This is a genomic window from Parashewanella spongiae (assembly GCF_004358345.1).
Taxonomy (GTDB): domain Bacteria; phylum Pseudomonadota; class Gammaproteobacteria; order Enterobacterales; family Shewanellaceae; genus Parashewanella; species Parashewanella spongiae.
Window position 1 is genome coordinate 1,375,807 of sequence record NZ_CP037952.1, and the last position, 24,868, is coordinate 1,400,674.

General features: G+C 39.3%; 22 protein-coding genes. 13 read left to right on the forward strand and 9 right to left on the reverse strand.

Annotated features, from left to right (window positions below):
• Positions 1-11: 11 nt before the first annotated feature.
• Positions 12-659: a hypothetical protein gene (locus E2I05_RS05210; RefSeq protein WP_121854449.1), complete on the reverse strand. Its 648-nt coding sequence runs from the start codon at positions 657-659 to the stop codon at positions 12-14.
• 165 nt (positions 660-824) lie between these two features.
• On the opposite strand from E2I05_RS05210, the gene E2I05_RS05215 reads away from it, so the two are divergent.
• The 3 genes from E2I05_RS05215 (at position 825) to E2I05_RS05225 (ending at position 4,406) form a co-directional block, all read left to right on the forward strand.
• Positions 825-2,285: an NAD-dependent succinate-semialdehyde dehydrogenase gene (locus E2I05_RS05215; RefSeq protein ID WP_121854450.1), complete on the forward strand. Its 1,461-nt coding sequence runs from the start codon at positions 825-827 to the stop codon at positions 2,283-2,285.
• 506 nt (positions 2,286-2,791) lie between these two features.
• Positions 2,792-3,196 carry a DoxX family protein gene (locus E2I05_RS05220; RefSeq protein WP_121854451.1) on the forward strand — a complete coding sequence of 135 codons (405 nt, stop codon included), beginning with the start codon at positions 2,792-2,794 and terminating at the stop codon, positions 3,194-3,196.
• 76 nt (positions 3,197-3,272) lie between these two features.
• Entirely contained in the window at positions 3,273-4,406 is a 1,134-nt protein-coding gene (locus E2I05_RS05225) for an IS110 family RNA-guided transposase (protein ID WP_133309449.1), read from the forward strand.
• A gap of 618 nt (positions 4,407-5,024) precedes the next feature.
• On the opposite strand, the gene E2I05_RS05230 is transcribed toward E2I05_RS05225, so the two are convergent.
• Positions 5,025-7,229 carry an Ig domain-containing protein gene (locus tag E2I05_RS05230; protein ID WP_121854934.1) on the reverse strand — a complete coding sequence of 735 codons (2,205 nt, stop codon included), beginning with the start codon at positions 7,227-7,229 and terminating at the stop codon, positions 5,025-5,027.
• 234 nt (positions 7,230-7,463) lie between these two features.
• Here E2I05_RS05230 and E2I05_RS05235 point away from each other — a divergent pair, with 234 nt between their 5' ends.
• From E2I05_RS05235 to E2I05_RS05245, 3 genes are all read left to right on the forward strand, one after another.
• Positions 7,464-7,712, forward strand: a complete 249-nt coding sequence (locus E2I05_RS05235; RefSeq protein WP_121854939.1) for an FAD assembly factor SdhE — start codon at positions 7,464-7,466, stop codon at positions 7,710-7,712.
• Positions 7,693-8,112 (forward strand): protein YgfX, encoded by a 420-nt coding sequence (locus E2I05_RS22825; protein ID WP_312018412.1) that lies wholly within the window; start codon positions 7,693-7,695, stop codon positions 8,110-8,112. The genes E2I05_RS05235 and E2I05_RS22825 overlap by 20 nt, the downstream gene beginning before the upstream one ends.
• A gap of 365 nt (positions 8,113-8,477) precedes the next feature.
• Positions 8,478-11,504, forward strand: a complete 3,027-nt coding sequence (locus tag E2I05_RS05245) for a pentatricopeptide repeat-containing protein (RefSeq protein WP_121854936.1) — start codon at positions 8,478-8,480, stop codon at positions 11,502-11,504.
• A gap of 431 nt (positions 11,505-11,935) precedes the next feature.
• Here the strand turns inward: E2I05_RS05245 and E2I05_RS21955 are convergent, their stop codons facing one another.
• The 6 genes from E2I05_RS21955 to E2I05_RS05265 form a co-directional block, all read right to left on the reverse strand.
• Positions 11,936-12,079, reverse strand: coding sequence for a hypothetical protein (locus E2I05_RS21955; protein ID WP_165905565.1), 144 nt, complete (start codon positions 12,077-12,079; stop codon positions 11,936-11,938).
• A gap of 1 nt (position 12,080) precedes the next feature.
• Positions 12,081-12,599, reverse strand: a complete 519-nt coding sequence (locus E2I05_RS05250; protein WP_121854937.1) for a hypothetical protein — start codon at positions 12,597-12,599, stop codon at positions 12,081-12,083.
• Between the two features lie 57 nt (positions 12,600-12,656).
• Complete coding sequence (locus E2I05_RS05255; protein ID WP_121854938.1) at positions 12,657-13,064, reverse strand: hypothetical protein; 408 nt, start codon at positions 13,062-13,064, stop codon at positions 12,657-12,659.
• Positions 13,065-13,617: 553 nt separating this feature from the next.
• Entirely contained in the window at positions 13,618-13,788 is a 171-nt protein-coding gene (locus tag E2I05_RS21960; RefSeq protein ID WP_165905566.1) for a hypothetical protein, read from the reverse strand.
• A gap of 70 nt (positions 13,789-13,858) precedes the next feature.
• Complete coding sequence (locus tag E2I05_RS05260; RefSeq protein WP_133309493.1) at positions 13,859-14,044, reverse strand: hypothetical protein; 186 nt, start codon at positions 14,042-14,044, stop codon at positions 13,859-13,861.
• Between the two features lie 55 nt (positions 14,045-14,099).
• The gene (locus E2I05_RS05265; RefSeq protein WP_133309407.1) at positions 14,100-15,227 is read right to left on the reverse strand and encodes an IS4 family transposase; all 1,128 of its coding nucleotides are present in this window, start codon (positions 15,225-15,227) and stop codon (positions 14,100-14,102) included.
• A gap of 359 nt (positions 15,228-15,586) precedes the next feature.
• On the opposite strand from E2I05_RS05265, the gene E2I05_RS05270 reads away from it, so the two are divergent.
• Positions 15,587-17,032 (forward strand): hypothetical protein, encoded by a 1,446-nt coding sequence (locus E2I05_RS05270; protein WP_121854171.1) that lies wholly within the window; start codon positions 15,587-15,589, stop codon positions 17,030-17,032.
• Between the two features lie 276 nt (positions 17,033-17,308).
• Here E2I05_RS05270 and nadB read toward each other — a convergent pair whose 3' ends face one another.
• Positions 17,309-18,970: an L-aspartate oxidase gene (gene nadB / locus E2I05_RS05275; protein WP_121854172.1), complete on the reverse strand. Its 1,662-nt coding sequence runs from the start codon at positions 18,968-18,970 to the stop codon at positions 17,309-17,311.
• Positions 18,971-19,146: 176 nt separating this feature from the next.
• On the opposite strand from nadB, the gene rpoE reads away from it, so the two are divergent.
• The 6 genes from rpoE to lepB all read left to right on the forward strand — a co-directional run bounded on the left by rpoE (position 19,147) and on the right by lepB (position 24,868).
• On the forward strand, positions 19,147-19,725 hold the full coding sequence (rpoE, locus tag E2I05_RS05280; RefSeq protein WP_121854173.1) for an RNA polymerase sigma factor RpoE: 579 nt from the start codon (positions 19,147-19,149) through the stop codon (positions 19,723-19,725).
• A gap of 21 nt (positions 19,726-19,746) precedes the next feature.
• A complete protein-coding gene (locus tag E2I05_RS05285; protein ID WP_121854174.1) occupies positions 19,747-20,358 on the forward strand; it encodes a sigma-E factor negative regulatory protein in 612 nt (203 codons plus the stop codon).
• 8 nt (positions 20,359-20,366) lie between these two features.
• Positions 20,367-21,302 carry a MucB/RseB C-terminal domain-containing protein gene (locus E2I05_RS05290; RefSeq protein WP_121854175.1) on the forward strand — a complete coding sequence of 312 codons (936 nt, stop codon included), beginning with the start codon at positions 20,367-20,369 and terminating at the stop codon, positions 21,300-21,302.
• A 12-nt stretch (positions 21,303-21,314) separates the two neighbouring features.
• On the forward strand, positions 21,315-21,800 hold the full coding sequence (locus tag E2I05_RS05295) for a SoxR reducing system RseC family protein (protein WP_121854176.1): 486 nt from the start codon (positions 21,315-21,317) through the stop codon (positions 21,798-21,800).
• Between the two features lie 100 nt (positions 21,801-21,900).
• Complete coding sequence (gene lepA / locus E2I05_RS05300) at positions 21,901-23,691, forward strand: translation elongation factor 4 (RefSeq protein ID WP_121854177.1); 1,791 nt, start codon at positions 21,901-21,903, stop codon at positions 23,689-23,691.
• A gap of 265 nt (positions 23,692-23,956) precedes the next feature.
• Positions 23,957-24,868, forward strand: coding sequence for a signal peptidase I (gene lepB / locus E2I05_RS05305; RefSeq protein WP_121854178.1), 912 nt, complete (start codon positions 23,957-23,959; stop codon positions 24,866-24,868).

A 24,868-nucleotide genomic window follows, 5' to 3' on the forward strand; every position in this document is an offset into this window, starting at 1 on the left:
TGTCTAGTGGTTTATTTACGAGAAAAAAGTGTGTGTACAAAAGTGGCGTAATTGTCTTTTGTGAGAGGAGGGAGGTTAGGTGAGAAGACTTTTCCTCTCATGGACTTATGAAGTAAAATTACCTGAGAATCCCTAGTCAGTGCCGTGTAATAACCCATTTCTCCCTGAGGTTTTGATACAAATTGCTGCGGCCGACCAATGCTAATCGTATGAATGTTAGGCATACGAGTGCAGCCAATAAGGCCATGAGAGCCTGAATAATTGTTAACTTTAATATCCCCTAAAGATTCAAAAACGACTTCACCATTGCAATGTTCTTTATATGTAGAAGCTAATGATTCAAGGAATGTTTCAGAGGTTAAATCGTCAGAAATATTTTTGAAGCCTTGAATACAAATTAACTCGCTCCATTGGCTCATTTTTTCATTATTTGGAATGAATTCAGCCGAATACATATCTGCGAGTTGATCTTCTCGAGTTTGTTTCCAGTTTTGTGGGATATTGAAACTTACAGGCTGAGAAAAGATATCTAAAGTTATCACAGAAGGTGAATCGGCTTGTTTAGCTTTAGCTGGTAAGCTGAACAGAGCAATACTGAGTAATATAAATGAAATAAGAAATGCAGAAGTTCTTTGATTGAAACCTAGTTGCACTGTCATGGGTAGCATTCCTATTTCATTATTTTTAGATAAGCGATTGATATAGTAAACTAAGATGGTTCAAATAATAAAGTAAAAATTGTTATAAAAATGTATAACGATTGGTGCGACCGCTTTTAAATTGTGCACTTTTTAGTTTTTTAGAAAAAATTAAGTAGGAACAGTATGCCCCTGAATGATCTTAGTTTGTTAAAGACAAAATGTTACCTCAATGGAGTGTGGGTAGATTCCGTCGACAATAGCTTTATTGATGTTATTAACCCTGCGTTATTACAAAAAGTAGCGAGTGTTCCCAATTTAACAGGTCGAGAAACTCATGACGCTATTAATGCAGCTGAGCTAGCCTTAAAAGATTGGAGTAAGCGAACAGCGTCAGAAAGAAGTGAGTTATTAAAAAAATGGTTTGTTCTCATTAAAGAGAATATTGATGATCTGGCTTGGTTAATCACACTTGAACAAGGCAAACCTTTATTAGAATCCCAAAGGGAAGTGAAATACGCGGCGTCTTTCGTTGAATGGTTCGCTGAAGAGTCTAAACGAGTTTACGGGGAAGTTATTCCTCAACATCAATCAAGTAAGCGCTTACTGGTGATTAAGCAACCTGTGGGTGTAACGGCTGCAATTACGCCGTGGAATTTCCCTGCAGCAATGATCACACGTAAAGCAGCTGCTGCACTGGCTGCAGGTTGTACTATGATCGTTAAACCTGCTCCTGAAACGCCTCTTACTGCTCTGGCATTGGCTGAATTGGCAGATAGAGCTGGCATACCAGCTGGCGTTTTTAATGTGATAACCGGTGATGCAGTTGCCATAGGGAATGTACTTTGTGACAGCCCTGTGGTGAGGAAGTTATCTTTTACTGGCTCAACGAATATTGGGCGTTTATTGATGTCTCAATGTGCCCACTCGCTTAAAAAACTATCACTTGAACTTGGTGGCAATGCGCCATTTATTGTTTTCAACGATGCAGATATTGATGCGGCGGTTGAAGGTGCAATAGCGGCTAAGTTTCGAAATACTGGGCAAACTTGTGTTTGTGCAAATCGAATCTATGTTCAATCTGAAGTCTATAAAGCATTTTCTGAAAAGTTCACTCAAGCAGTTTCTTTGTTAAAAGTAGGTACTGGAACCGATACGGAAACGACTATTGGACCATTAATCAATAAAGCTGCTGTGCTAAAAGCTATGGATCATGTAAATGATGCTGTCGCTAAGGGCGCGAAGTTAGTCGCTGGTGGACAACAGTTATTGATGTCAGAAGATATTGTTGGTTATTTCTATCAGCCAACGGTGTTGATTGACGTTGATGCAAGTATGAAAATTGCTCGTGAAGAAACATTTGGACCAGTAGCACCCTTATTTAAATTCGATGGTGTTGATGATGTTATTGAACAAGCAAATGATACAGAGTTTGGCTTAGCCGCTTATTTCTATGGGCGTGATGTATCTTTGATCTGGAAAGTCTCTGAAGCATTGGAATACGGTATGGTGGGTGTTAATACAGGCATTATTTCAACTGAGGTTGCTCCATTTGGCGGAATAAAGGCGTCAGGACTAGGTAGAGAAGGTGGTCATCAAGGAATAGAGGAATACTTAGAAACAAAATATGTCTGTATGGAGATTTAATACCAGTTACAGTAATTAATCTCTCACTCAGCAAGAGCTAAAGGTTTTCAGTATAAGACGCATGTTCGAAGTACTATATTCCCTATGGTCGCCATACAAAGCTGGTGCTCAACGCGTTTCGTGCTTTTGTTGAGACAATTCAATGACTTGTAGCGCATAGGTGGAACCTTTTAGCCTTGCCCTTCGGGAACTTGTATGTGCACACTTTGGTTTATAAAGAATACTTCTCAAAATTGTCTTGACGTAGCAATGTAATAACGACAGCTTTGTATGTCGGTAACAACTGTGTCTTCATCAATTTCGATTGCACTTTGAGCACATACATAGCTCTGAGTTGAGCATTTAATTACTGTAATTAGTATTACTATGGGTTTAGGCTTTTTAAGTTCCCATTTCTGACTACCGGCTTGCAGAACTCTTAGTTTATTTAGGCTGTTGTTTACATTAGACAAGTGACCACTGCAATATGTCTTTCGATTCCGTCTTGAATACAATTAGGAGTGAAGATGTTAGACAAACACATTAGTACTGAACTCGGTAAACTTATTTTAAGAGTAACAGTTGCTGGGCTTATGCTGTTTCATGGTGTGGCAAAAATGATGCACCCACAGTCACTCGAATTCATTTCCTCTATGTTGACCAATGCCGGGTTGCCAACCTTTATTGCTTATGGAGTTTTTGTTGGTGAAGTTGTCGCTCCGTTGGCAATTCTTGCCGGTTTTCACACTCGTCTTAGTGCCATAATTATTCTGATAAACATGTTATTTGTTCTAGGATTGGTGCACATGGGGGAAATATTTAGCTTAACATCTAGTGGTGGATTGGCTGTTGAGTTGCAATTGTTTTATTTGTTATCAGCAATCGCAATCGCTTTGTTAGGAAGTGGAAAGTTTGCTTACAAGCCTGATTAATTGGGCAGAATTTCTAGAAACTATGAAGGACAGTAACTCAACTACCCTTTAGTTACCACAACACAAGGGGAATATTATGAGCACCGTCCTTCAAGTAAAAGATAACGCAAAATTTGTTAATTTGTACATTGCTTTTGAACTTAGCAGTAAAACTTGGAAGCTTGGCTTTTCAAATGGTGAAAAAAAGAGAGTCAAAACGATTGATTCCCGAGACTGGAAAGCCCTACATCATGAAATAGCCTTAGCAAAAGAAAAGCTATTCTGCGTTGAAAACTGCAAAGTCATTAGCTGTTACGAAGCAGGTAGAGACGGATTCTGGATACACAGAGCGCTAATTAAAGACGGCATCGAAAATCATGTGATTGACTCAGCTAGTATTGAAGTCAGCCGAAAACAGAAGAAAGTCAAAACCGATAGAGTTGATGTGATTGCTTTGCTCCGTTTACTGATGCGTTATCACTCTGGAGAGCAAGAAGCTTTAAATATCATCAATGTTCCAAATGTAGAAGCTGAAGATAAGCGTCGAATTAACCGAGAGCGAGAACGATTAGTAAAAGAGCGTGGCAGTCACAGCGCACGAATTAAGTCACTTCTGTGTTTGCATGGTATCAGCGTGGAAAATATCTCTAAACTAAAAGGGAAAGTTAATCAACTTAAGACGGCGGTTCTCAATAAGCCTTTACCGACAGATTTAGTGACGGAAATAGAGCGAGAACTTGATAGGCATGAAATTGTCGACAAGCAAATTAAAGCAATTGAGAAATTACAAAAACAACGTGTTCTTGATGACTGTGATGACGCATCGCAAAAAATTAATCAGCTCATGCAGCTTAAAGGCGTAGGCTGGCAATCGAGCTGGGTATTAGTAACAGAGTTTTTCCATTGGCGAGAATTTAAAAACGCTAAACAAGTGGGAGCTTGTGCAGGAATGACACCAACGCCTTACGATAGTGGTGACAGTCAAAGAGAGCAAGGCATTTGCAAGTCAGGTAATCGACGAATACGAAAGATTATGGTTGAACTCAGTTGGTTTTGGTTACGGTATCAACCCAAATCAGAATTGAGTTTATGGTTCGAACAGCGTTTCGCTCATGGCAGTAAACGAATGAGACGCATCGGCATTGTTGCTATGGCACGTAAACTTCTTATCAAACTGTGGAAGTATTTAGAGCATGGAGAAGTGCCATCAGGTGCAACGATGTCACTTTAATCAAAATAACCAAGTAAAGAGTAAAATGTAGTAAAGCGTTGTTCGATGCTAACTGTACAGCCCCTTGATAAGCAAGGCTAAATCGTTTTTCTAGAAGAGTTAGTATCATTATTCAGGTTAGGCGTGATAATGCGCATGCAATTTAAGGTGACTGACTAAAGTCAGAACGGATAGAAGGTGGTTAGCCATTAAGCTGACACAACAAAACCTGAGCAACACTTTTAACCAGAGAAACTGAATGAAATAAATTAAAAACTGAAGGGCTTGACAAAGATGTCCTCATAGAAGGGGCTGTTTATCTTTCGTGATTATTTTTGCAGCGATAAATTGGTCGTTTTATACAAGACAGAGCTTGTGCGGTTTGGTATTCCAAATAAGCAAGCGATAACACAGTAGAAATGACCAATTTACGCTGTCTTAGATGCTTTTGAGCGTTCACTGTTCTGTGTTGTAACCCGTTTACTTAGATGACTAAGCTTCACAGCTTACGCCTTGAACAGATAAACACTCAAATAGCACAAAATTTAATCCTGAAAGATAAACAGCCCCTAGCGTTTTCAATTAACCCGTAATGCACCTAACTTAGAATATACATTACGGGTTAATTAAGGCTGATTATTATGGTTTAGTTAAATAATCATTATAAGTGGCTCTTTGATGTGCGATGCCTGGGTCTTCATGAGTTAACCAACTGGCTCCTTCAGTATGTGGATAGGGCATACCTTTTAATACTGGATACTCCCCATTAGTGATATCAAAGTGACTATCAGCTTCTATCCACTTACCAGTGAAAGTTGCTGCTTGTTTTAATTGTACCTCACTGATCCCTGCACCAGACATGTCACGGCCAGTATCAGTAGTATTTTCATCAGCCATACCATCGTTGTTGCCGTCGCGATCATAATTACCTACATGTCTTATTATTTCAGGAGCATTGCGATCTGTAACAAAACGCCAGCGGTAATCGTTGCTTGTTGTGTCGCCATCAGGATATTGAATATGCTTTCCGGCGAGGCCACCGACAAACAAACGATCACCAGTTCCTTGAATTTGAAAATCAATGGCACTTAAAAACAATGATTCACGGAATCGTTCGGAATAGCTAAAAGTTGGAAACCCAACTAAGCCACCAATGCTGACCGTCGAAAAATTGCTAGGTATTGAAGCATTCACTGCACCATTACTGTATGCAGATTCAAAAAAGAAGAAAGAAGCGATACCAGAAAAAATACTGCCGAGTTCAAGACGGTTTAAGCTATTGATGTGTCCAATATCGAAATAAATATTGGTATAAACCTTACGTATAGCGTCCTGTGCTGCACGAATGGGAGCTACGCGCATGTTTGTGGCATGCTCTGGTGTTGCTATTCCGCTAATATATAAGGTGTCAATTCGCCCCTTGCTCATTGAAATAAATTGAGACTTCATTTTGACATTATCGAAGCCAATATTTTTGATTTTACCATTTTGTACATTATTGATATTGTTCACAAAGCCTAATGTATCTACATGAAGGTTTTGAATAACATGATGGCGTCCATTTATTGTTCCGTGTAAAGCTATTGCAGACCATAATGAGTCTTTACTCATTGTGGCGTCAATGTCTCTATCAAGAGAAACAAAAAGGTTATCAACATTTTGTTGTTGACTGTTTTCGTGTCCACCTAACTGGATTTCATCAAATCCGATTGCTTCACTAACAAAATGACCTTGAGCAAAACTGACTAACTCAGAATAACTACTGATAGTAAGTGGCTCGGCTTCTGTGCCTTTCTGTAAATCGTACAGTCTTACCAGTAATGTTTGCTCATCATCACCTAATTGCAAGTCAATCTCATAAAAGGCGGCATCCGTTTCAAAATTAAGCTGTTTTTGAAGTCTTACTTCTACTTCACCGGTAGAGGGATCCACGAAGAGTTCAAATAACTGAGCGATATCTGACGGCTCTGTAAAGTTTTGATTATTGCTCGTTCGCACTTGAGAGATTAGATTTGGAAAACCAGATGACTGTATATACAGAGTGGAGTCTATATCTGCGATTTCTGTTCGAAGAGAAACAGGCGAAGTTGAAGGCTTATCATTCTCGCTTACGACTGCAACGTAATCGAATGCGAATGGATCTGGACCATCACCAGTATATTGGCTTATTTCATTAACAATAATACTGAAGCTCACGCTATCTGAACCACCTGAGTTGGTGGCCGTTACCGTGTATTCCGTTAAAGGACTGCCTGCAGTTGGCATACCTGCAATAGAACATACTCCATTGTCCATAGACAACCCAATCCCTGAAGGTAAAGCTGGCGAGATTGTACAATCAGTAATAAAACCAGAATCACTCAGTGTGAGAATCTCAAGGTGAAATTGTTGTCTATCATTCAACTCAAAAGGTTCGGCTGGTAGTGAGGCCAATAATGGAGCTGGATGGTTTGCACCCATTGTAAATTCTACTTGTGAATTACCAACATCATTTATACCTGTGACGGTATACGTTGTTGCCTCAAAAGCTTGTGTTGGCGTACCAAGGACAACGCACGTCCCGCCAATTTTTTGAGACTTCAGATCTGAAGGTAATTGAGGTGATATAGTGCAACTTTCTACAGCATCACCTGTGTTATTAAATTCCAATGTAAATAACTGGTTAAGAGGAATTGTGAGTGTTGATTCTCCTGTAATACTTAATTCAGGTTTTTTAGGTTGCTGAACAACAGGAGGTGGAGGAGTGGTACTACTTGGTTCTGTTTTATCATCTGAACCACCACATCCTTGTATTGCTATCGCACCACTTATGGTGAGAAGCAGTAATAATCCATTTATTTTCATTTTTTTTAGCGCCTTTATAGAAATTAATTGTTATTTTTATGTTACGTAAATTAGCTTACTATTTTTTAAACGAATTGTAATGGCTTAATATAGTCTCTGAAGTTAGAAATTTAATCATTCGCTTTTGAATTGTTGGGGTAAGTTTTGTGAACTGATAAACTACATATACTCGTGATGCTTGAAGATGCAATTTTAGGTAACACGGGTATATATATGATTTATGGAGGGTAGGTGTTGGAATTAATGAATATCGCACGAGTTCGTTGGGCGTGTCGCCGCGGAATGCTTGAATTAGACGTAATATTTCAACCTTTCGTTGATCAGCATTATGAAAATTTGAACGATATTGATAAACACACTTTAGTGCGTTTATTAGAGTGTGAAGATCCTGAATTATTCGCATGGTTTATGGGGCATGAAGAGTGTCCTGATAAAGAACTTGCGAAAATGATTGTGACCGTTCGTGGCCGCCCTGCGCCATAGGTTTTCGGTATCTTCGTCTTTTAAACAAAAGTTATCCTTTCTTTTGGGTGGATGCTTTTGTTTTTCCAGCTTTCAATTCTGGCCAGATTTCCACTCATTTTGGTTTGAGTTTTTCAAGTACATATTTTTAGCATTGTTATTCGGCGTTTTTATATACCAATTTTACCGGTTAAAGCTTTGGAAGTATCAGTTTGAATTGAGTCGAAATCAAGAGGTGAGAGTCGTTGGTGATTCATCTTTATATGTTGCAAAAAAACTTTGGGTTGCTCCTTGGTTATGTGGTTTTTACGTCGTCAATCAAAACGGTAAGTTTATGAGTTTGGTGTTTATTTTTAATGATATGTTGGATGATACTGATTATCGAAACTTATGCCGTATACTTCTTTCTAGCGAAGATTGAGTCAGACATATCCGATGCTGTTTTTTCTATTTTTTATTTTCTTAAAGCAGGTTAACTATTACCTTGAATAAGCGCTTTGTCTAATTGGTGTGCACTGACAATAAAGTCTGCCCGTAGTGTCATTAAAAATTAGGGACGGTCTTGCTGAATCAAACAAGGAAATGGACAAAACCAATTTACGCTCAATTTCATTATCTTTTGTTTGAGTCTGTGGTGCAACTATGAGCTACCAAACGACTCCCCTGTGCGGTGGATAATTTTCTGTTATACATTTATAGAATGCCTTAAAGCTGAATAATTTTGTATTTATCTTTTCAGTGCGTTATTTCTTAGCTTGTTAATTCACTCACTTATTGAGTAATGTGATGGCGACAGTGCGCACTTCTGCTGAGCATGAATCAATATATAGATTTATGCTCAAAAGTCTCCAAGAATACCCTAGCGAAGCCGTATTATATCTTAACTTTGAGGTTTCAAAGTTTGATGGTGATGAAAACTTACAACAGTGTTATCAAAGATTAAGCAAAACCAATAGACAAAAGCTGTATGATTTTTTCAACAATAAATCATCGTCGACTCGCTTTAACTCTCGTACACAAGATGCTCATTATTGTAAGAAGCCAAGTAATGCTTGCCGGCGCTTTGCAACTGAGCCTCGCTTCATTACTCCAAAATCGAGCACTCAATATACCAAGCAAATACAGCAACCATCTCCCTCCGCTGACTCCTTTTTTACTCAGATAAGTGCACTTATTCACTCTTGGAAACTTAAACAGAAAACCAAAAATCAACTGGGTATTGATTTAAATGCATTAATTGGTGGTTGCACTAAACTTTCTCAGCTTATTGAAATCATTCACAGCCTAAAAAACGACAAACAGGTCATGGAAACATCCTGGGACATAAGGTTAATCCATAAACTGTTACACAAAGCGGCCGAGTTTTCTGACAGCCATTCATCTAATTTCGACGGCATTTTTAGTGACATAATACGATTTAAATCGTCCTATGAAGCGAAAACATGCACACTATTACTGAAATTAATTAAGTTAAATTTAAATTTTTCAGATGCCAAAAGATTGGTACTAGGCAATGCAGCTAAAGCCAGCGTAATGCAACAATGGGGCATAAAGCCTAACGTTGCCATTTACAGTGCCTTTATCACGGTATGCGCTAAAACGAACCAGTTTGATAGTGCTTGGCGACTGGTGTGTGGTAAGAAGCCTGTGATGGCACCTCATTTGCCATTAAAAGCCAACCAAATCACCTGCATAAATTTGCTGACGGTCTGCGCTGAAATGGAGCGTTATGCCGAAGCCAAATCATTGGTGTTGGGCGATGGCGATACAGCTACAGCCAGCTTAATGCAGCAGTGGGACATCAAGCCTGATGTTGCCGTTTACAGCGCATTTATCACGGTATGCGCTAAAACTGGCCAGTTTGATAGTGCTTGGCTATTGGTGTGTGGTGATAAGCCCGTGATGGCACCTCATTTGCCATTAAAGGCTAACCAAATCACCTGCCTGAATTTGCTGATAGCCTGCGCTGAAACGGGGCGCTATGCAGAAGCCAAATTATTGGTGTTGGGCGATATAGCTACAGCCAGCTTAATGCAACAATGGGGCATCAAGCCTAATGTTTTCATTTACAATGCCTTTATCACGGTATGCGCTAAAACGGGTCAGTTTGATAGAGCTTGGCAACTGGTGTGTGGTGATAAGCCCGTGATGGCACCTCATCTACCACTAAAGGCAGATTCAATCACCTGCATGAATTTGCTGGCTGCCTGCGCTGAAGCGGGACGTTATGCAGAAGCCAAATCATTGGTATTGGGCGATGGCGATACAGCCAGCTTAATGCAACAATGGGGCATCAAGCCTGATGCTTCCATTTACAATGCTTTTATCACGGTATGCGCTAAAACCGGCCACTTTGATAATGCTTGGCAACTGGTGCGTGGTGATAAACCCGTGATGGCACCTCATCTACCACTAAAAGCAGATTCAATCACCTGCATGAATTTGCTGGCTGTCTGCGCTGAAACGGGGCGTTATGCCGAAGCCAAATCATTAGTATTGGGCGATGGCGATACAGTTTCAGCCAGTTTAATGCAGCATTGGGGCATCAAGTCTAATGTTGCCATTTACAATGCTTTTATCACGGTATGCGCTAAAAATGGCCAGTTTGATAGTGCTTGGCGACTGGTGTGTGGTGATAAGCTCGTGATGGCACCTCATCTACCACTAAAGGCCAATCAAATCACCTGCATGAACTTGCTGGTTGCCTGCGCTGAAACGGGGCGTTATGCAGAAGCCAAATCATTGGTGTTGGGCGATGCCGATGGCGATACAGCCATAGCCAGCTTAATGCAGCAGTGGGACATCAAGCCTGATGTTGCCGTTTACAGCGCATTTATCACGGTATGCGCTAAAACTGGCCAATTTGATAGTGCTTGGAAACTGGTGTGTGGTGATAAGCCAGTGATGGCACCTCATCTACCACTAAAGGCCAATCAAATCACCTGCATGAATTTGCTGACGGCCTGCGCTGAAACGGGGCGTTATGCAGAAGCCAAATCATTGGTGTTGGCCGATGATGATGGCGATACAGCTACAGTCAGCTTAATGCAGCATTGGGGCATCAAGCCTAATGTTGCCATTTACAATGCTTTTATCACGGTATGCGCTCAAACGGGCCAGTTTGATAGTGCTTGGCAACTGGTGTGTGGTGATAAGCCCGTGATGGCACCTCATCTACCACTAAGGGCAGATTCAATCACCTGCCTGAATTTGCTGACGGCCTGCGCTGAAATAGGGCGTTATGCAGAAGCCAAAACATTGGTGTTGGGCGATGGCGATACAGTTTCAGCCAGCTTAATGCGACAATGGGGTATCAAACCTAATGTTGCCATTTACAATGCCTTTATTAAAGTATGTATAAAGGCTAAGAAATTTGATACTGAAATATGGTATTTAGAAAAAATAATGAACGAATGTAACATGAGTACTCCTTCACAAATATATGCTCAACTTGCGCCGCTTGAAAAAGATAATTTCGCAAGCATGATTGATAAAGGGATAACACAAGGAATATATAAAAAAAATGTTGGCTTAATGAATCATTGTATCGATTTGCATATGGATAAAATCTTCGAAGGAGATTCAGGCGATGGTACACATATTCGAGGTGTTCCATTAGCTTTCGCAAGACTATTATTTTGTTACCACAAACAAAACAATGAACCCAACATAACATCGATCATAACTGGGTACCATGGCAATAATACGTTAAAAAATGGAATGATAAGTTTTCTCAAAGATGAATTTGGACTTGAGTTTATCGAGGATGAATTCAACTCAGGAATGATAGTATTGAGCAAGTCTACCCATTAACTGTAGTTGCTTGCATTTATAAATCGGTTTGCTCGCATTTATCCGTCATTTTCTGCTCACAATAAATGACTTTATAAAAACGAGCTTGCTCACAATAATCGCTTTTATCAAATTAGTTGCTCAGATTAAGTGATTTAATAAAGCTATGTTGCTCACTTTAAATGATTCTATAAATGAACCAATTTAAATGAGATACAAATTAAATAATATCATATGGTTGACTCGTTTTTGGACAAAACCGTGTTTCGTTTTCAATTACTAATTAAGTGGTTGCATTAGAAAAAGTATCTCTAAAACCCAATTATGAACATAGAGCTTCTGATAACTGCGACCAGCCCTAAAATTACAACTTAGGGCTAGCAACAAAAATACGCTCAACGGCGGCTATGGTAGATAAGAGCGCCTAAATCGATCACCTGGTTTTTTTATGTTTAACGTCGAGGCCAAGGTTTACCAGGCTCAACATGATTTGGAATTATAGGTTTATCTCTACTGCCATCAGTTGTTGGACGTGGAGTTTGTCTTGGTGGTTGTTTAGGCGGCTGTTTAGGCGGTTGCTTTGGTTTATTAGACATTTCACGTCCCCGGTATAAAAAATGAGTTAATTGGATATTCTTTTATTACAGCCTCTTGGCATGCAAGTTTTGTTTTTTCATTTTCAGTGCGTTCTGGTGATTTTGCAGCTAGAGTTCTTTGCTTTTCAATTATTTTTTTGAATTTTAATTGATGGTTTTTTGTATAAGACTGACTTTGAGTGATGTCAATTTTTAGATCCTTTAAGTCATGGCATAACAACCTATAGCCAGCAAGAAGTTCCTCATATAACCTTATTTTTTTTGTAAGGTTAATTAATGGCTTAATGGTTGCTATTACAGCTGATAATACGAGCAGAAACTTCCAAATATCACTTCCTGTTTCTGTATTCCAGAAAGCAAAACTTGCTATAGCTGAAGAAGATGAAGTTATGGCAACTATAATCTCAGACCAGAAATTCCACTGTTCATGCTTTTGAAGTTGAGCCCCATAATATTTTTCATTTAATCGGGCAGTTCTTAACTGATCGTAGACATCCCAAACAGGATGATTATCTCTCATTGTTACTCCTTAAAGATACGTCAGCATAACAGCATTGCGTTTTTGCTGATGCAGCACTTAGTTTACGCCTAAAATTATTCTGAATTCATTAGCTAAGCCACTAATTGCACTTTTGATTTTGTCTTCTACTTTTTTATGGATTTCATCCCAATTTTTTGAGATATCACTTCCGTTATTCATTTCAATTTCAGTCATGAAACTAATTGCTGTTGTTTTAATTTCATCTAAAATATTTTTAATATTTAGGCTAAGTTCACTAGACAAATATAAAGAGTTTAAGTCGTGATATTCACCTGTTTTAGAAAGTAACTCTGAAACATTTTCACGTTTCCCTTTCATTTCATTATTAGTTCGTGCTTGAAATTCTGTCGTATAATCTTTCAATGAAGAATATAATTCACACATATATTTATGAATTTGAAAGATACGTTCTGCTTGCTTTTCGTGCAGATGATTAATTTGCACATTAGACTTTATTTCAGAAATTTTTAATGTTGCCTTAAGTTCTTCTAGCTCTCGGTTAGACTGTGCTGATAGTGACTCTTTGTATTCACTAAGCTTTAGGTCGTATTCATGCTTCAGTTGCCCTTTAATTTTTTAACTTAAATAGCTTTTTACTAAAAAAACTAAAAAACTAGTGAGTCCGAGACTAAAAACTGTCGAAATAACTAATTGAATTATAAATTCAGACACCAAACTCTCCATACTAAGCTAACAGCTTATTGTAAGTAGACATCACAGTAACTCACCGCTGTCTGTTATTTTAAATAGACAAAATACCATACTGTTAACTAGCCAAATAACTTTTTTTTAGTGTGTTACTAAGAATTCAAAGTAATTTATGTAAACAGATCATTTTTGTAGATAATTATTGAGTCTTCAAGGCTTGATAAATGCGGATACATAAAAAGTTATTTAACGTATCTTGCATGCATTTCAGAAAGTATGGGCTTACAACAGATGCTCACAACGAAAGGTTATGGTAAATAGGTTTGGGATTACGTCCGCTTAAAGCACTTTATTGTTCTTCAAGTAGCTTGTTCGCTTGCTTTATAACGATTTTTTTAGATATATCTATAACTGCAGAAAGACCTTCTTTTTGAAATTTTTCTTTAATTACGCTTAAAACGCTTGGTTTATTAAGAGCTAAAGCAAAGTCATAACCTTCAGAAGTAATTCGCCATAGCATGCCTGAGGTGAACTCATATTTTCCTAGCTCGTCAAAACCTAGTTCTATTCCAATGGCACTAACTTAAGAATTACTTCTGATATACCTTAAGCCTACGTGCTTGCTTTCTTGAATGTTGTAACCTTGGTGTCGGTTTCGGTCGCCTTTTCTTTGCTCTCGGTTCTTTTCTCCCTGGGCGATTGCCAACGATATGCTCGCCGATAATATTTGCTATCACATCCAATAAAGTGTCAATGATCCCTTCGGTGGCTTGCAAAAGTAATATCTGAAAATCTTGTAATGCGTCATGTGCGGCTTTAAAACTTGCCTCTCTAGGCGATATTCCTTTTTTTTTCTGCCGCTCGGCACATAAGTGCCCTTATCATGTTGTAAACTAACAAATGAACATCAATTTCCTTACGCACCATATCTGGACTACCACACCTTAAAATATCCATTTTCATCATGGTCTTGATTGACCTAAAATCCAACTCGATATGCCATCGTGAAACGTATAAATCAATAATATCTTGCTTCGGATAGACTTCTTTATCCGTGAGCGTGGTAACAATGATACGTTTCTTTGTTCCTACCATTCTGACGATAAGCTCTTCTGGCACTTGAGCGTAATCCTCTGGGGTCATCCATTCTGGACAGGATGGACGAATTAGCTTAAATAAACCATCTCGCTTACCCAGCTTTTCTTCACAGGTTCTGAAATCGACATTTCTGGCTCCGTTTTTTTCGAAAACAGCATCAACGCCTAAACCCATTAGTCCTACAAGAACAAAGTAGTTTTCGAAATTAGCATCTCCCAGCACAATGTCGCCTTGTTTCAAGTCTGACTGCATACTTCTTAATAGTGCCTGCTCGCCAGTACCTTTCCCTTTACAAGGTGAAACAGCCGAGTCAATGACTGCACCGCTTCCCAAAGAAATTAACACTAAAATCCGCAGCTGAGGAAAGCCCAGCCCTTCTTTTTGTGATTTAGGTTGAGGGAATTGGGCTTGGTTCTCGTGCGTATCAGGCATAGATAGTGTTGAGCCGTCAGTTAATAGCACTCTACGGCCATGCCATAAGTATTTCCCTTGAATCGCTTCATCTAAGTTTTTTCCTGATTTCTTCAATAGCGATTTAATTGACTCTGGAGATAACCGTTTTCTTGCTTTGCAGTAGGGACCTGTAATTGTGCTGTTTTTCTCTCGACCTATAGCAATTTGATCTCTAGCGTCACTGATTAGTGTGCAACGACAAGACTTGTTTTCACTGGCTACTTGCTTCATGAAAAGCGAAAGTGTGTGGCAGGCGGGATACTTGCGTACTCTTTGAGTATTATCTTTTTGAAAATCTTCTAAATCTTGCAGAGTGAGAATTGAAGAAAGTTCATCTTCTTCCGTTTGAGCAAAGCGACGTAACAATTCTGGGGCATCATTGAAGAATTGGCGAGTTGTAGTATTCATGGCGTGACACTAGAAAAACCTTAATCTGTATGATTTACTCTCTATTGTTCAATTAGTAAACCTTCAGCTAAATCTTAAGTTAGTGCCATTGAGGTATATCCAACTATATTGAAAGTGTTGAAGCTAGAAGGTTAGAATATTCTGAAGATGAATCATCTTCAGAATTATTTGTTCGAGTTAACGGAGATAGTAAAGAGTATCTAGTTAGTGAAAGCGTTACCTCTGATCTAGGTAATAAAAACTCTTTAGGGTCGTCTTGTTTCTGTCGTTTCTTCGGAGAAAAGGAAAGTGGTTGCTATGTCTGCGACGATGATTCTTTTGCAAAAAGTACAAGCTTGCTCAGTGAATCAGAATACTCAATGGATGAAGACGATTTATCTGCATGGCGCATAGTAGACGATGAAGTATTAAACGCTGAAGCATTTTATTATCATACAGGTTATCCTTATTACAGACTGTATGAAAATGGTGAGTTTGGTCAAGGTACTCTGGAGTACGAGCCTCCGACAGCAAAGGTATTTACATGTCAACGTCCACAAATTTTTGATTTACAGTCAGAGGTTAAACCTACAGATCAAGACTGGAGTAGTTCATCTCAAGAGTTTTATCATACTGAAAAGGATTGGAGTATGTTTGCTCAAGAGTTAGATGAGAAAGCCATCCGAGTCAGTGAAGGTACACAATCAATGCCATGTATGGCAGAAACATCAAAAGTTATTTTAAGCCAAATTGATTTATATCTTGCTGCTCAGTGGCTTAATAATACTGAAAAAGAAGCAATTAATTACTATAAACAACAGGTTCAGGCTTTAAAAGATAAAAATTATCCATACAAAGAGTCTCTTAAGTTGGCTCTAGAATTTACCTTGGTTCAAGATGTTTTTAACATTTTGTCGATCCCACATGTTTCTGAGGAGGAAGCGAAAGAAATTAGAAACTCATCAATTGGAACACTGATAAAAGATTGGGACAAAGAAGCTGAGAATTACGCAAAGAGTCAGCGTTTTTATGGTGTAGGTAGAGAATTTGGCCCTCTTTCGTTAGCAAACATTATATATCAAGATTGGGATGTCGGCTTATTTGGGATATCAAATAGTGAAGCTGAGAGTGTGCAAGCTGGTCATAAAACTTGGCATATATTGCAAGCAATATTCATGCAGTTTTCATCGGAGGACGTAGAGCAGATATTCTCAACACTCAAAACCGTATCAGAAGAAAAACTCGTTGTTCCTGCATTTTGTGGGTTCTCTGTAAAAACGATGAATTTATCACAAAATACTGCTTTAGTCCCTGTTGGATTAACGATTAAGAGAAGTGAAAAACATGACATTGATCTAATGAGTTCATCATTGCTAGCATTTCATGATTTATTGCACGAATCTCGCATAAAGTCAGGGATAATGAAGAGTAATATTGAAAAAAAGCTCGGGCACACTACGGTTATCTCACTTTATAATAACTCCAAACAAGTAGATGAATATATACATTTTATAGCTGAAAATATCGCATTTATATTTGGACATGAACTTGGAAAGTTACTGACTTATTTTATAGAGTCTCCGTTAGATATAGATTTAGATGAATCGAATTTAAAAATGTTTATTGGAGAGTATTTGCCGAATAATTTACTACCTCATGCATTTTCTGTTGAAGATGAAAATTACAATGAAAAAGCCCTAGAAGGCCTAAAGTGGTTAAAGGCTCATGTCCTACAAATGTTTGTGCCACATACCTCCAATTCTAGCGTATTAGCCGTATGTATCAGATTGCGAAGAGAAATTCAGCTCAGTGTTTCAAATGTTTAACTAGATACTTTCCTGTCCATACTTATAAGAAAGAAAGTATCTAGTTTACCAGAACTTCAATATATACTCGCATTGTTACATTACGAGTTAAACCTAAAAACATCAGTTGAACGCTGAGTATATGAGTAACTGCTTGATCAATAAGATAACTTTATCATCATGGCTTTCACCCAATGAGTGAAGTGCTCTACGCTCACAAGCTTGCTAAAATGACTGCTATCTGTGTTGTAACTTTTGCAAGTAGAATAACTACTTGCTGCAAGCTACGCCTTACTATCAGCCATTTTTTCTACGTTTGAGAACGCAGTCAACTGATGTTTCTAGGTTAAATGTATCTTTTGGGTTTAGTATGGTTGGTTTTTCGGTATCTAATTTCTTAGGGTAGTCAGTGTTGAAATGCAAGCCACGGCTTTCTTTACGCTCCATCGCGCAACGTATTATCAATTCAGCAACCTGTACCAAATTGCGCAGTTCAAGCAGATTGTTACTGACACGGAAATTACTGTAATACTCCTGAATTTCTTGTTGCAGCATCATGCAGCGTCTCAAGGCTCTTTCTAGCCGTTTATTGGTTCTCACTATGCCAACGTAATCCCACATGAATAATCGGAGTTCATGCCAATTATGGGCAATAACCACTTCTTCGTCAGAATTTGAAACTTTACTTTCGTCCCATTGTGGTAATTTGACTTGGGTATATTCCTCACTGAGCATTTCAAAAATATGTTGAGATGCAGCGCGAGCATACACAATACACTCTAATAACGAGTTACTTGCAAGACGGTTAGCGCCATGTAAGCCCGTGTAAGAGACTTCACCAACAGCATATAAACCGTCCAAATTAGTTTTGCCATTTAAATCGATCATCACACCACCGCATGTGTAATGTGCAGCAGGCACAACAGGGATAGGGACTCTGGTTATATCAATACCTAACTCAAGGCAGCGTTCGTAAATGGTAGGAAAGTGCTTGATAATGAACTCTGCGGGCTTGTGAGTAATATCAAGATACATGCAATCAACACCTAAGCGCTTAATTTCGAAATCAATGGCTTGAGCAACGACATCTCGTGGGGCCAGCTCTGCGCGTTCATCGAAATCAGGCATAAATCGGCTACCATCAGGGCGCCTTAAGTATGCACCTTCCCCGCGTAAGGCTTCAGTAAGTAAAAAGTTTCGAGCTTCAGGGTGGTAGAGGCAAGTTGGGTGAAATTGATTAAATTCCATATTGGCGACACGACACCCTGCTCGCCATGCCATAGCAATGCCATCACCACTCGATACATCAGGATTTGAGGTATACTGGTAAACTTTAGAGCTGCCACCAGTGGCTAAAATGATAAACCTTGCACTCACAGTTTCGACTTGCTCACTATTACGATTCCATATATAAGCGCCTAGCACTCGGTTGTCTCGGCGCTGTAACTTTTGGCTAGTAATGAGATCAACAGCATTGTAACGCTCAAGTACTTGAATATTAGGATGCCTAATAGCGCGTTGTTGCAGAGTTAATTGTATTTCTTTTCCAGTCGCATCCGCCGTATGGAGAATACGCCTATGGCTGTGCCCACCTTCGCGAGTGAGATGGTATTCAGTACCTTCAGGAGGCTGCTTGATATCTTTATCAAAAGCAACGCCATTTTCGATAAGCCATAGAATAGCATCTTTGCTGTTTTCAATGGTGTGCCTTACCGCAGACTCTTCACATAAGCCAGCACCAGCAATTAACGTATCTTGAACGTGTGAGTCCACACTGTCGCTATCATCAAAAACAGCGGCAATTCCTCCTTGCGCGTAATAAGTGGAACCTTCGAAAAGTTTTGATTTTGAGACTAAAATTACTTTACACTGTTCAGCAAGCTGAAGAGCTAAAGTGAGACCTGCGGCGCCACTGCCGATCACCAAAACGTCAGATTGGTGTTCATTTAATTGCTTCATCGAGTATTATGATGTTTTTATGAATGTCTAACATGGTAAATCAAAATAAATTTTATTGCTGTAGCATTTTTTTAATAAAAATTAGAACTTTTTCAAGTTGCATGGGTCTACATTATTGAATGTACTTCGAGCGACTGAGAAATCAGTAACTTATGATTTGGGAGTAGTCGGCTCGGATGAGTGGACAGAATAGTGATCAACAGATAATCGAACGGGTACAACGTGGAGATAAGCAAGCTTATAACCTGTTAGTGCAAAAATATCAGAGTAAAGTGATGAGTCTAATTTCACGTTATGTGAAAAGTCAGGCTGATGTTGCTGATGTTGCTCAAGAAGCTTTTATTAAAGCTTATCGAGCTTTGCCTAACTTTAGAGGTGAAAGTGCGTTTTATACATGGTTGTACCGAATTGCGGTGAATACGGCTAAAAACTACTTAGTTTCTCAAGGACGTAAAACGCCAGCAAATGATATCGATGCAGAAGAAGCTGAGTACTACGATGGTAGTGACGCATTAAAAGAATTTGCTTCCCCAGAAAGGCTATTACTTTCGAAGGAAATCAAAAAAGCAATTTTTGATACTTTAGATACACTACCCGAAGAGTTAAAGATGGCGATAACTTTAAGGGAATTGGAAGGTATGAGTTACGAAGACATTTCTCAAATAATGGAATGTCCCGTGGGAACCGTTCGTTCAAGAATATTCCGAGCTCGTGAAGCCGTAGATAAAGTATTAAAACCAATGTTGGAACAATAGACCTAATTAGACAGGTGAGTAATGGATAAGTTAGATCAAGAGTGGATATCAGCAGCTGTTGATGGCGACGTTAACAACGACCGCTTTGATGAGTTAGTTGGTGATGAGCTTTCACAAGCTAAATGGCAACGTTATCATGTGATTGGTGATGCACTCCGCGATGAATTACCAGAAACCTTTTCACTCGATTTGTCGGCAAATATTGCGGTAGCCTTAGAAAGTGAGCCTGAAATTGTAGCGCCTGTGCCGCCAAAGCAGAGTCAAGGTACGTCAGGAATAAAGGCGAAAATTGTTCCATTGTTTAAGCAATTTGGTCAATATGCGATTGCTGCTTCTGTTGCAGTATTTGCTGTGATTGGAGTTCAGAATTACCAACAACAAGGCTCGATTGAAAACAATTCCATACCTATGATCAACACTGTACCTTTAGTGGGGAGTGCGTCGCCTGTGAGTTTACAAACAGGGCCATCAACGGCAAAATTGAGTAAACAAGAGTACAATGAAAAGATACTTGAGCAGCGACGTCGCGTTAATGCTTACCTTCAAGATCATATGTTACAACAAAGGTTAAATGCTGGAATCCAAGTGCAAGATATAAGCCCTCAAGCTTCTGCATCTAAAAATCAGCGTTAGGAGTTCGTTTGCGTTCGTTTTTGTTAATACTTACAGCTGTAGTATTTCCAGCTTTTGCCCAAAATAATTTATCTGCCGAAGCTTGGCTAGAAAAGATGAGTCAAGCTTTACAAGAAACCCAATACAGGGCATCAATGGTTCAAGTACAAGCTGATCATATACGTCCGCTTGTCTATTTACATGGTAACGTTGATACCCAAGAAGTAGCATTCTTAGAGTACCTCAATGGCCCACCACAAAAAGCCGTTCGGGTGGGGGGAATTGTTACGTTTTTAGAGCATGATCAACCAGCGTACAGTGTTCAAGCCAATAGAATTCAAGGTACGTGGCCTCAGTCTTTTTCTGGAAATATTCAGTCTTTAGCTAAGGGATACCAATTTGTATTGGGAGGTCGAGGTCGAATTGCTGGTCGCCCAGGACAGTTGATCCGTTTTATTCCAAATGATCAATATCGCTTCGGATATCAAGTTTGGCTTGATATGGAAAGTTATTTACCCCTTAGGTTTGATACTCTTAGTCGCGAAAAAAGTCTATTAGAGCAATTAATGGTCGTTGAAATGGCTGTGCTAGACTCTACCCCCCTAGTGCTTACTGAAGCGATAAAACGTAGCTGGCCAGAAGCTTCCGAAACAAATCGACGACCGAGTGGCCGAGAATGGAGTTTTTCTTGGTTACCAGATGGTTTTAAGATAGTCATAAGCGATCTTCATCAATTATTTGGGAGTGGGCAGCCCGTAGAATATATTTCACTTTCTGATGGTCTAGTCAATTTATCTGTTTATGTCGCACCAACAGGAAGAGGTCCCTTGCCTGAAGAGCTAACGACGACTAATGGCCTTTCGATTGTTACTGAAAAAATGGGGGATTTTGAAATTGTTGTTGTCGGACAAGCACCTTCAGATACCTTAATGACAATAGCTAAAAGTCTCAAATTAAAAAAATAGGGGATTTTTATTATGATGGAAGAAATCGCAAAAGTCATAAAGAATCATCACGATGGCTGGGTTTCTATAGAGGTTGAAAGAAAAAGCGCCTGCCACAGTTGTGCTCAAGATAAAAGCTGCGGTACGGCGACCGTAGCAAAAGCTTTTTCACCAAAGAAGCAAACGTTTGCAATTGAGACTTCGCTTGATCTACAGTCCAATGAAATGGTTAAAATTGGCTTGCCAGAAACCGTAATTTTAAAAGCAGCGGCTTTGGTTTATATACTACCTTTGTTTGGTTTTTTTGCATTAGCCGTTTTAGGAACATTTTTAACAGATGGCATAGGGCTCTCTTTTTCAATTAGTTCAGATTTCACATCGATATTGTTTGGAACAGTAGGTGCGCTTGTTGCTTTTTTTTATGGGAAAAGTAAAGCGAAACTACTCGAAGTCCAAGCGCAACCTATCATCATTTCTCGGCTCGGTGACCAAATAGATGTAGCAACTCATCGGTCCTAGTCTAATATGAATTGGTATCTGTCAAACAATCAGGTACAATTCACCACTTTTTGAGCCCGTTCATTTTCATACTTAAAATACAGCAGATCACAGCAGCATAATGAAACAAATTAGAAACTTTTCGATTATCGCCCACATCGATCATGGCAAATCAACTTTGTCAGATCGCCTTATTCAACATTGCGGCGGTTTAACTGACCGCGAAATGGCTGCTCAAGTGCTGGATTCAATGGATCTTGAACGTGAACGCGGCATCACAATTAAAGCACAAAGTGTCACACTTGATTATAAAGCGAAAGATGGTGAGACTTATCAGTTAAACTTTATTGATACACCGGGTCATGTTGACTTTTCCTATGAAGTATCACGCTCGCTTGCCGCTTGCGAAGGGGCATTATTAGTTGTCGATGCAGGACAAGGTGTTGAAGCCCAAACACTCGCTAATTGCTATACAGCATTAGAAATGGATCTAGATGTTGTACCCATCTTAAATAAGATTGACTTACCTCAGGCTGATCCTGAACGCGTTGCAGACGAAATTGAAGATATTGTTGGTATTGAAGCGGCTGATGCCGTTCGATGCTCTGCAAAAACGGGCATTGGTATCGATGACGTTTTAGAGAATATTGTTTCAGATATTCCTGCTCCAACAGGCGATCCAGATGGGCCACTGCAAGCTTTAATTATTGACTCTTGGTTCGACAGTTACTTAGGTGTTGTCTCTTTAGTACGTATCAAAAATGGTGTACTGAAGAAGGGTGACAAATTCAAAGTCATGTCGACAGGTCAAACTCATAATGCTGACCGAGTTGGTATTTTCACGCCGAAGCAAACCGATATGCCGCAGTTAAATACTGGTGAAGTGGGCTATGTTATTGCTGGTTTGAAAGAGATTCATGGCGCGCCTGTTGGTGATACACTCACCCACGCGAAACATGGTGCGACAGAAGCGTTACCCGGTTTTAAAAAAGTTAAACCACAGGTTTATGCTGGCGTATTCCCAATATCCACGGATGAATACGAAAACTTCCGTGATGCCTTAAGTAAACTTAGCTTGAACGATGCTTCTTTGATTTATGAGCCTGAAAGTTCATCGGCACTCGGCTTTGGTTTCCGTATTGGTTACCTAGGTTTATTGCACATGGAGATCATTCAAGAGCGTTTAGAACGTGAATACAATCTTGATTTGATCACTACAGCACCAACAGTTGTCTATGAAGTTGAACAAAACAATGGTGAAGTTGTTTATGTCGACAATCCGTCCGATCTGCCACCGATTAATAATATTGCAGAAATTCGTGAACCTATCGTTGAAGCTAATATTCTTGTGCCTAAAGAATATTTAGGCAACGTTATTACACTTTGCATTGAGAAACGTGGCGTACAAAAAAATATGGTTTATCACGGTAATCAAGTTGCGATTACTTACGAAATTCCTATGGCAGAAGTTGTGATGGATTTCTTCGACAGATTAAAATCAACCAGCCGTGGCTACGCGTCGCTTGAATATAATTTTGTCCGTTTTGAAGCCGCAGACATGGTGCGTTTAGATGTACTCATCAATGGCGATCGCGTTGACGCTCTTGCTATGATTATTCACAGAACGAACATTCGTCACAAAGGCTTGGCTCTTGTGGATAAGATGAAAGAGTTGATCCCAAGGCAAATGTTTGATATTGCCATTCAAGCTGCTATTGGTAGCCAAATTATTGCACGCTCTACCGTTAAAGCACTGCGTAAAGACGTAACTGCAAAGTGTTACGGTGGTGATGTTTCTCGTAAGAAGAAGCTACTACAAAAACAGAAAGATGGTAAGAAACGCATGAAGCAAGTGGGTAATGTCGAAGTGCCACAAGAAGCCTTCTTAGCTGTGTTAAAACTGAATGAGTAAACGCAGAAGTTGACTTTATTGAGTTGTAAAGCGCCGCATTTTGTGGCGCTTTAGCATTTAGAGAGTCGATAAAGTTTTAAAGCAAATATTTTAGCGGCGGTTCTTGTTATTTAATCAAAACCTAACAGCGACTAAGTTTTTGTTATACTCATACTTAGTTACATTTGTTTTTGAACCTTCGTTGATAATGAACATCCACAGTATGTATAAATAAAATGTTCAATTTATTAAATATTGTAATTAACAGCCAGGAGTAAAAAATACGATGGCAGCTTATTTTTCACTAATTCTTGTGATTATTACTCTAGTGTCCGGTATTATTTGGGCCATAGATGCATTCGCATTCGCACCAAAACGTAAACAAGCTTTAGCATTGGCTGAAACGAAGCAAAGCTTAGATGATGACGCGAAAGAAAAAATCCTTCGTGAACCTGCGGTAGTGGAAACAGCACATTCTATTTTTCCGGTAATAGCCTTTGTTCTGGTTTTGCGTTCGTTTATTTATGAACCTTTTCAAATCCCTTCCGGTTCGATGATGCCAACCTTGCTGGTTGGAGATTTTATCTTGGTTGAAAAATTCAGTTATGGCTTAAAAGATCCTGTATGGCGAAGCCAACTTGTTGAAACAGGTAAGCCAAAACGTGGTGATGTCGTTGTATTTAAATATCCAGTAGATCCAAAAGTTGATTACATTAAACGAGTGATTGGTTTGCCAGGTGATAAAATTATTTATCGTAATAAACACCTTTCAATTGTTAAAGCTTGTGTTGATAAATCCGATTGCCCGAAGGCTGAAGTAGTCCATACTGATGAACTCAACCGTGGTGAATTTAACCAAGACGGTGTAGCGATGTTGCGTTATGAAGAGCAGTTGGGTGATGTTAATCATGATATCCTGATTAACCCATCGCGCCGTGAAATGACTCAGGCCTACCTTAGACAAGCTGGAACTAAGTCTTATGAGTTTGTTGTACCTGAAGGCCAGTATTTCATGATGGGCGATAACCGAGATAATAGCCTTGATAGCCGTTTTTGGGGATTTGTTCCTGAAGCTAATTTAGTGGGTAAAGCAGTAGCAATTTGGATAAGTTTTGAATTTGAGCGCACGGAAGCTGATTTATTGCCGACTTGGATACCAACAGGTGTTCGATTTAATCGCGTAGGCGGAATTGTGTAG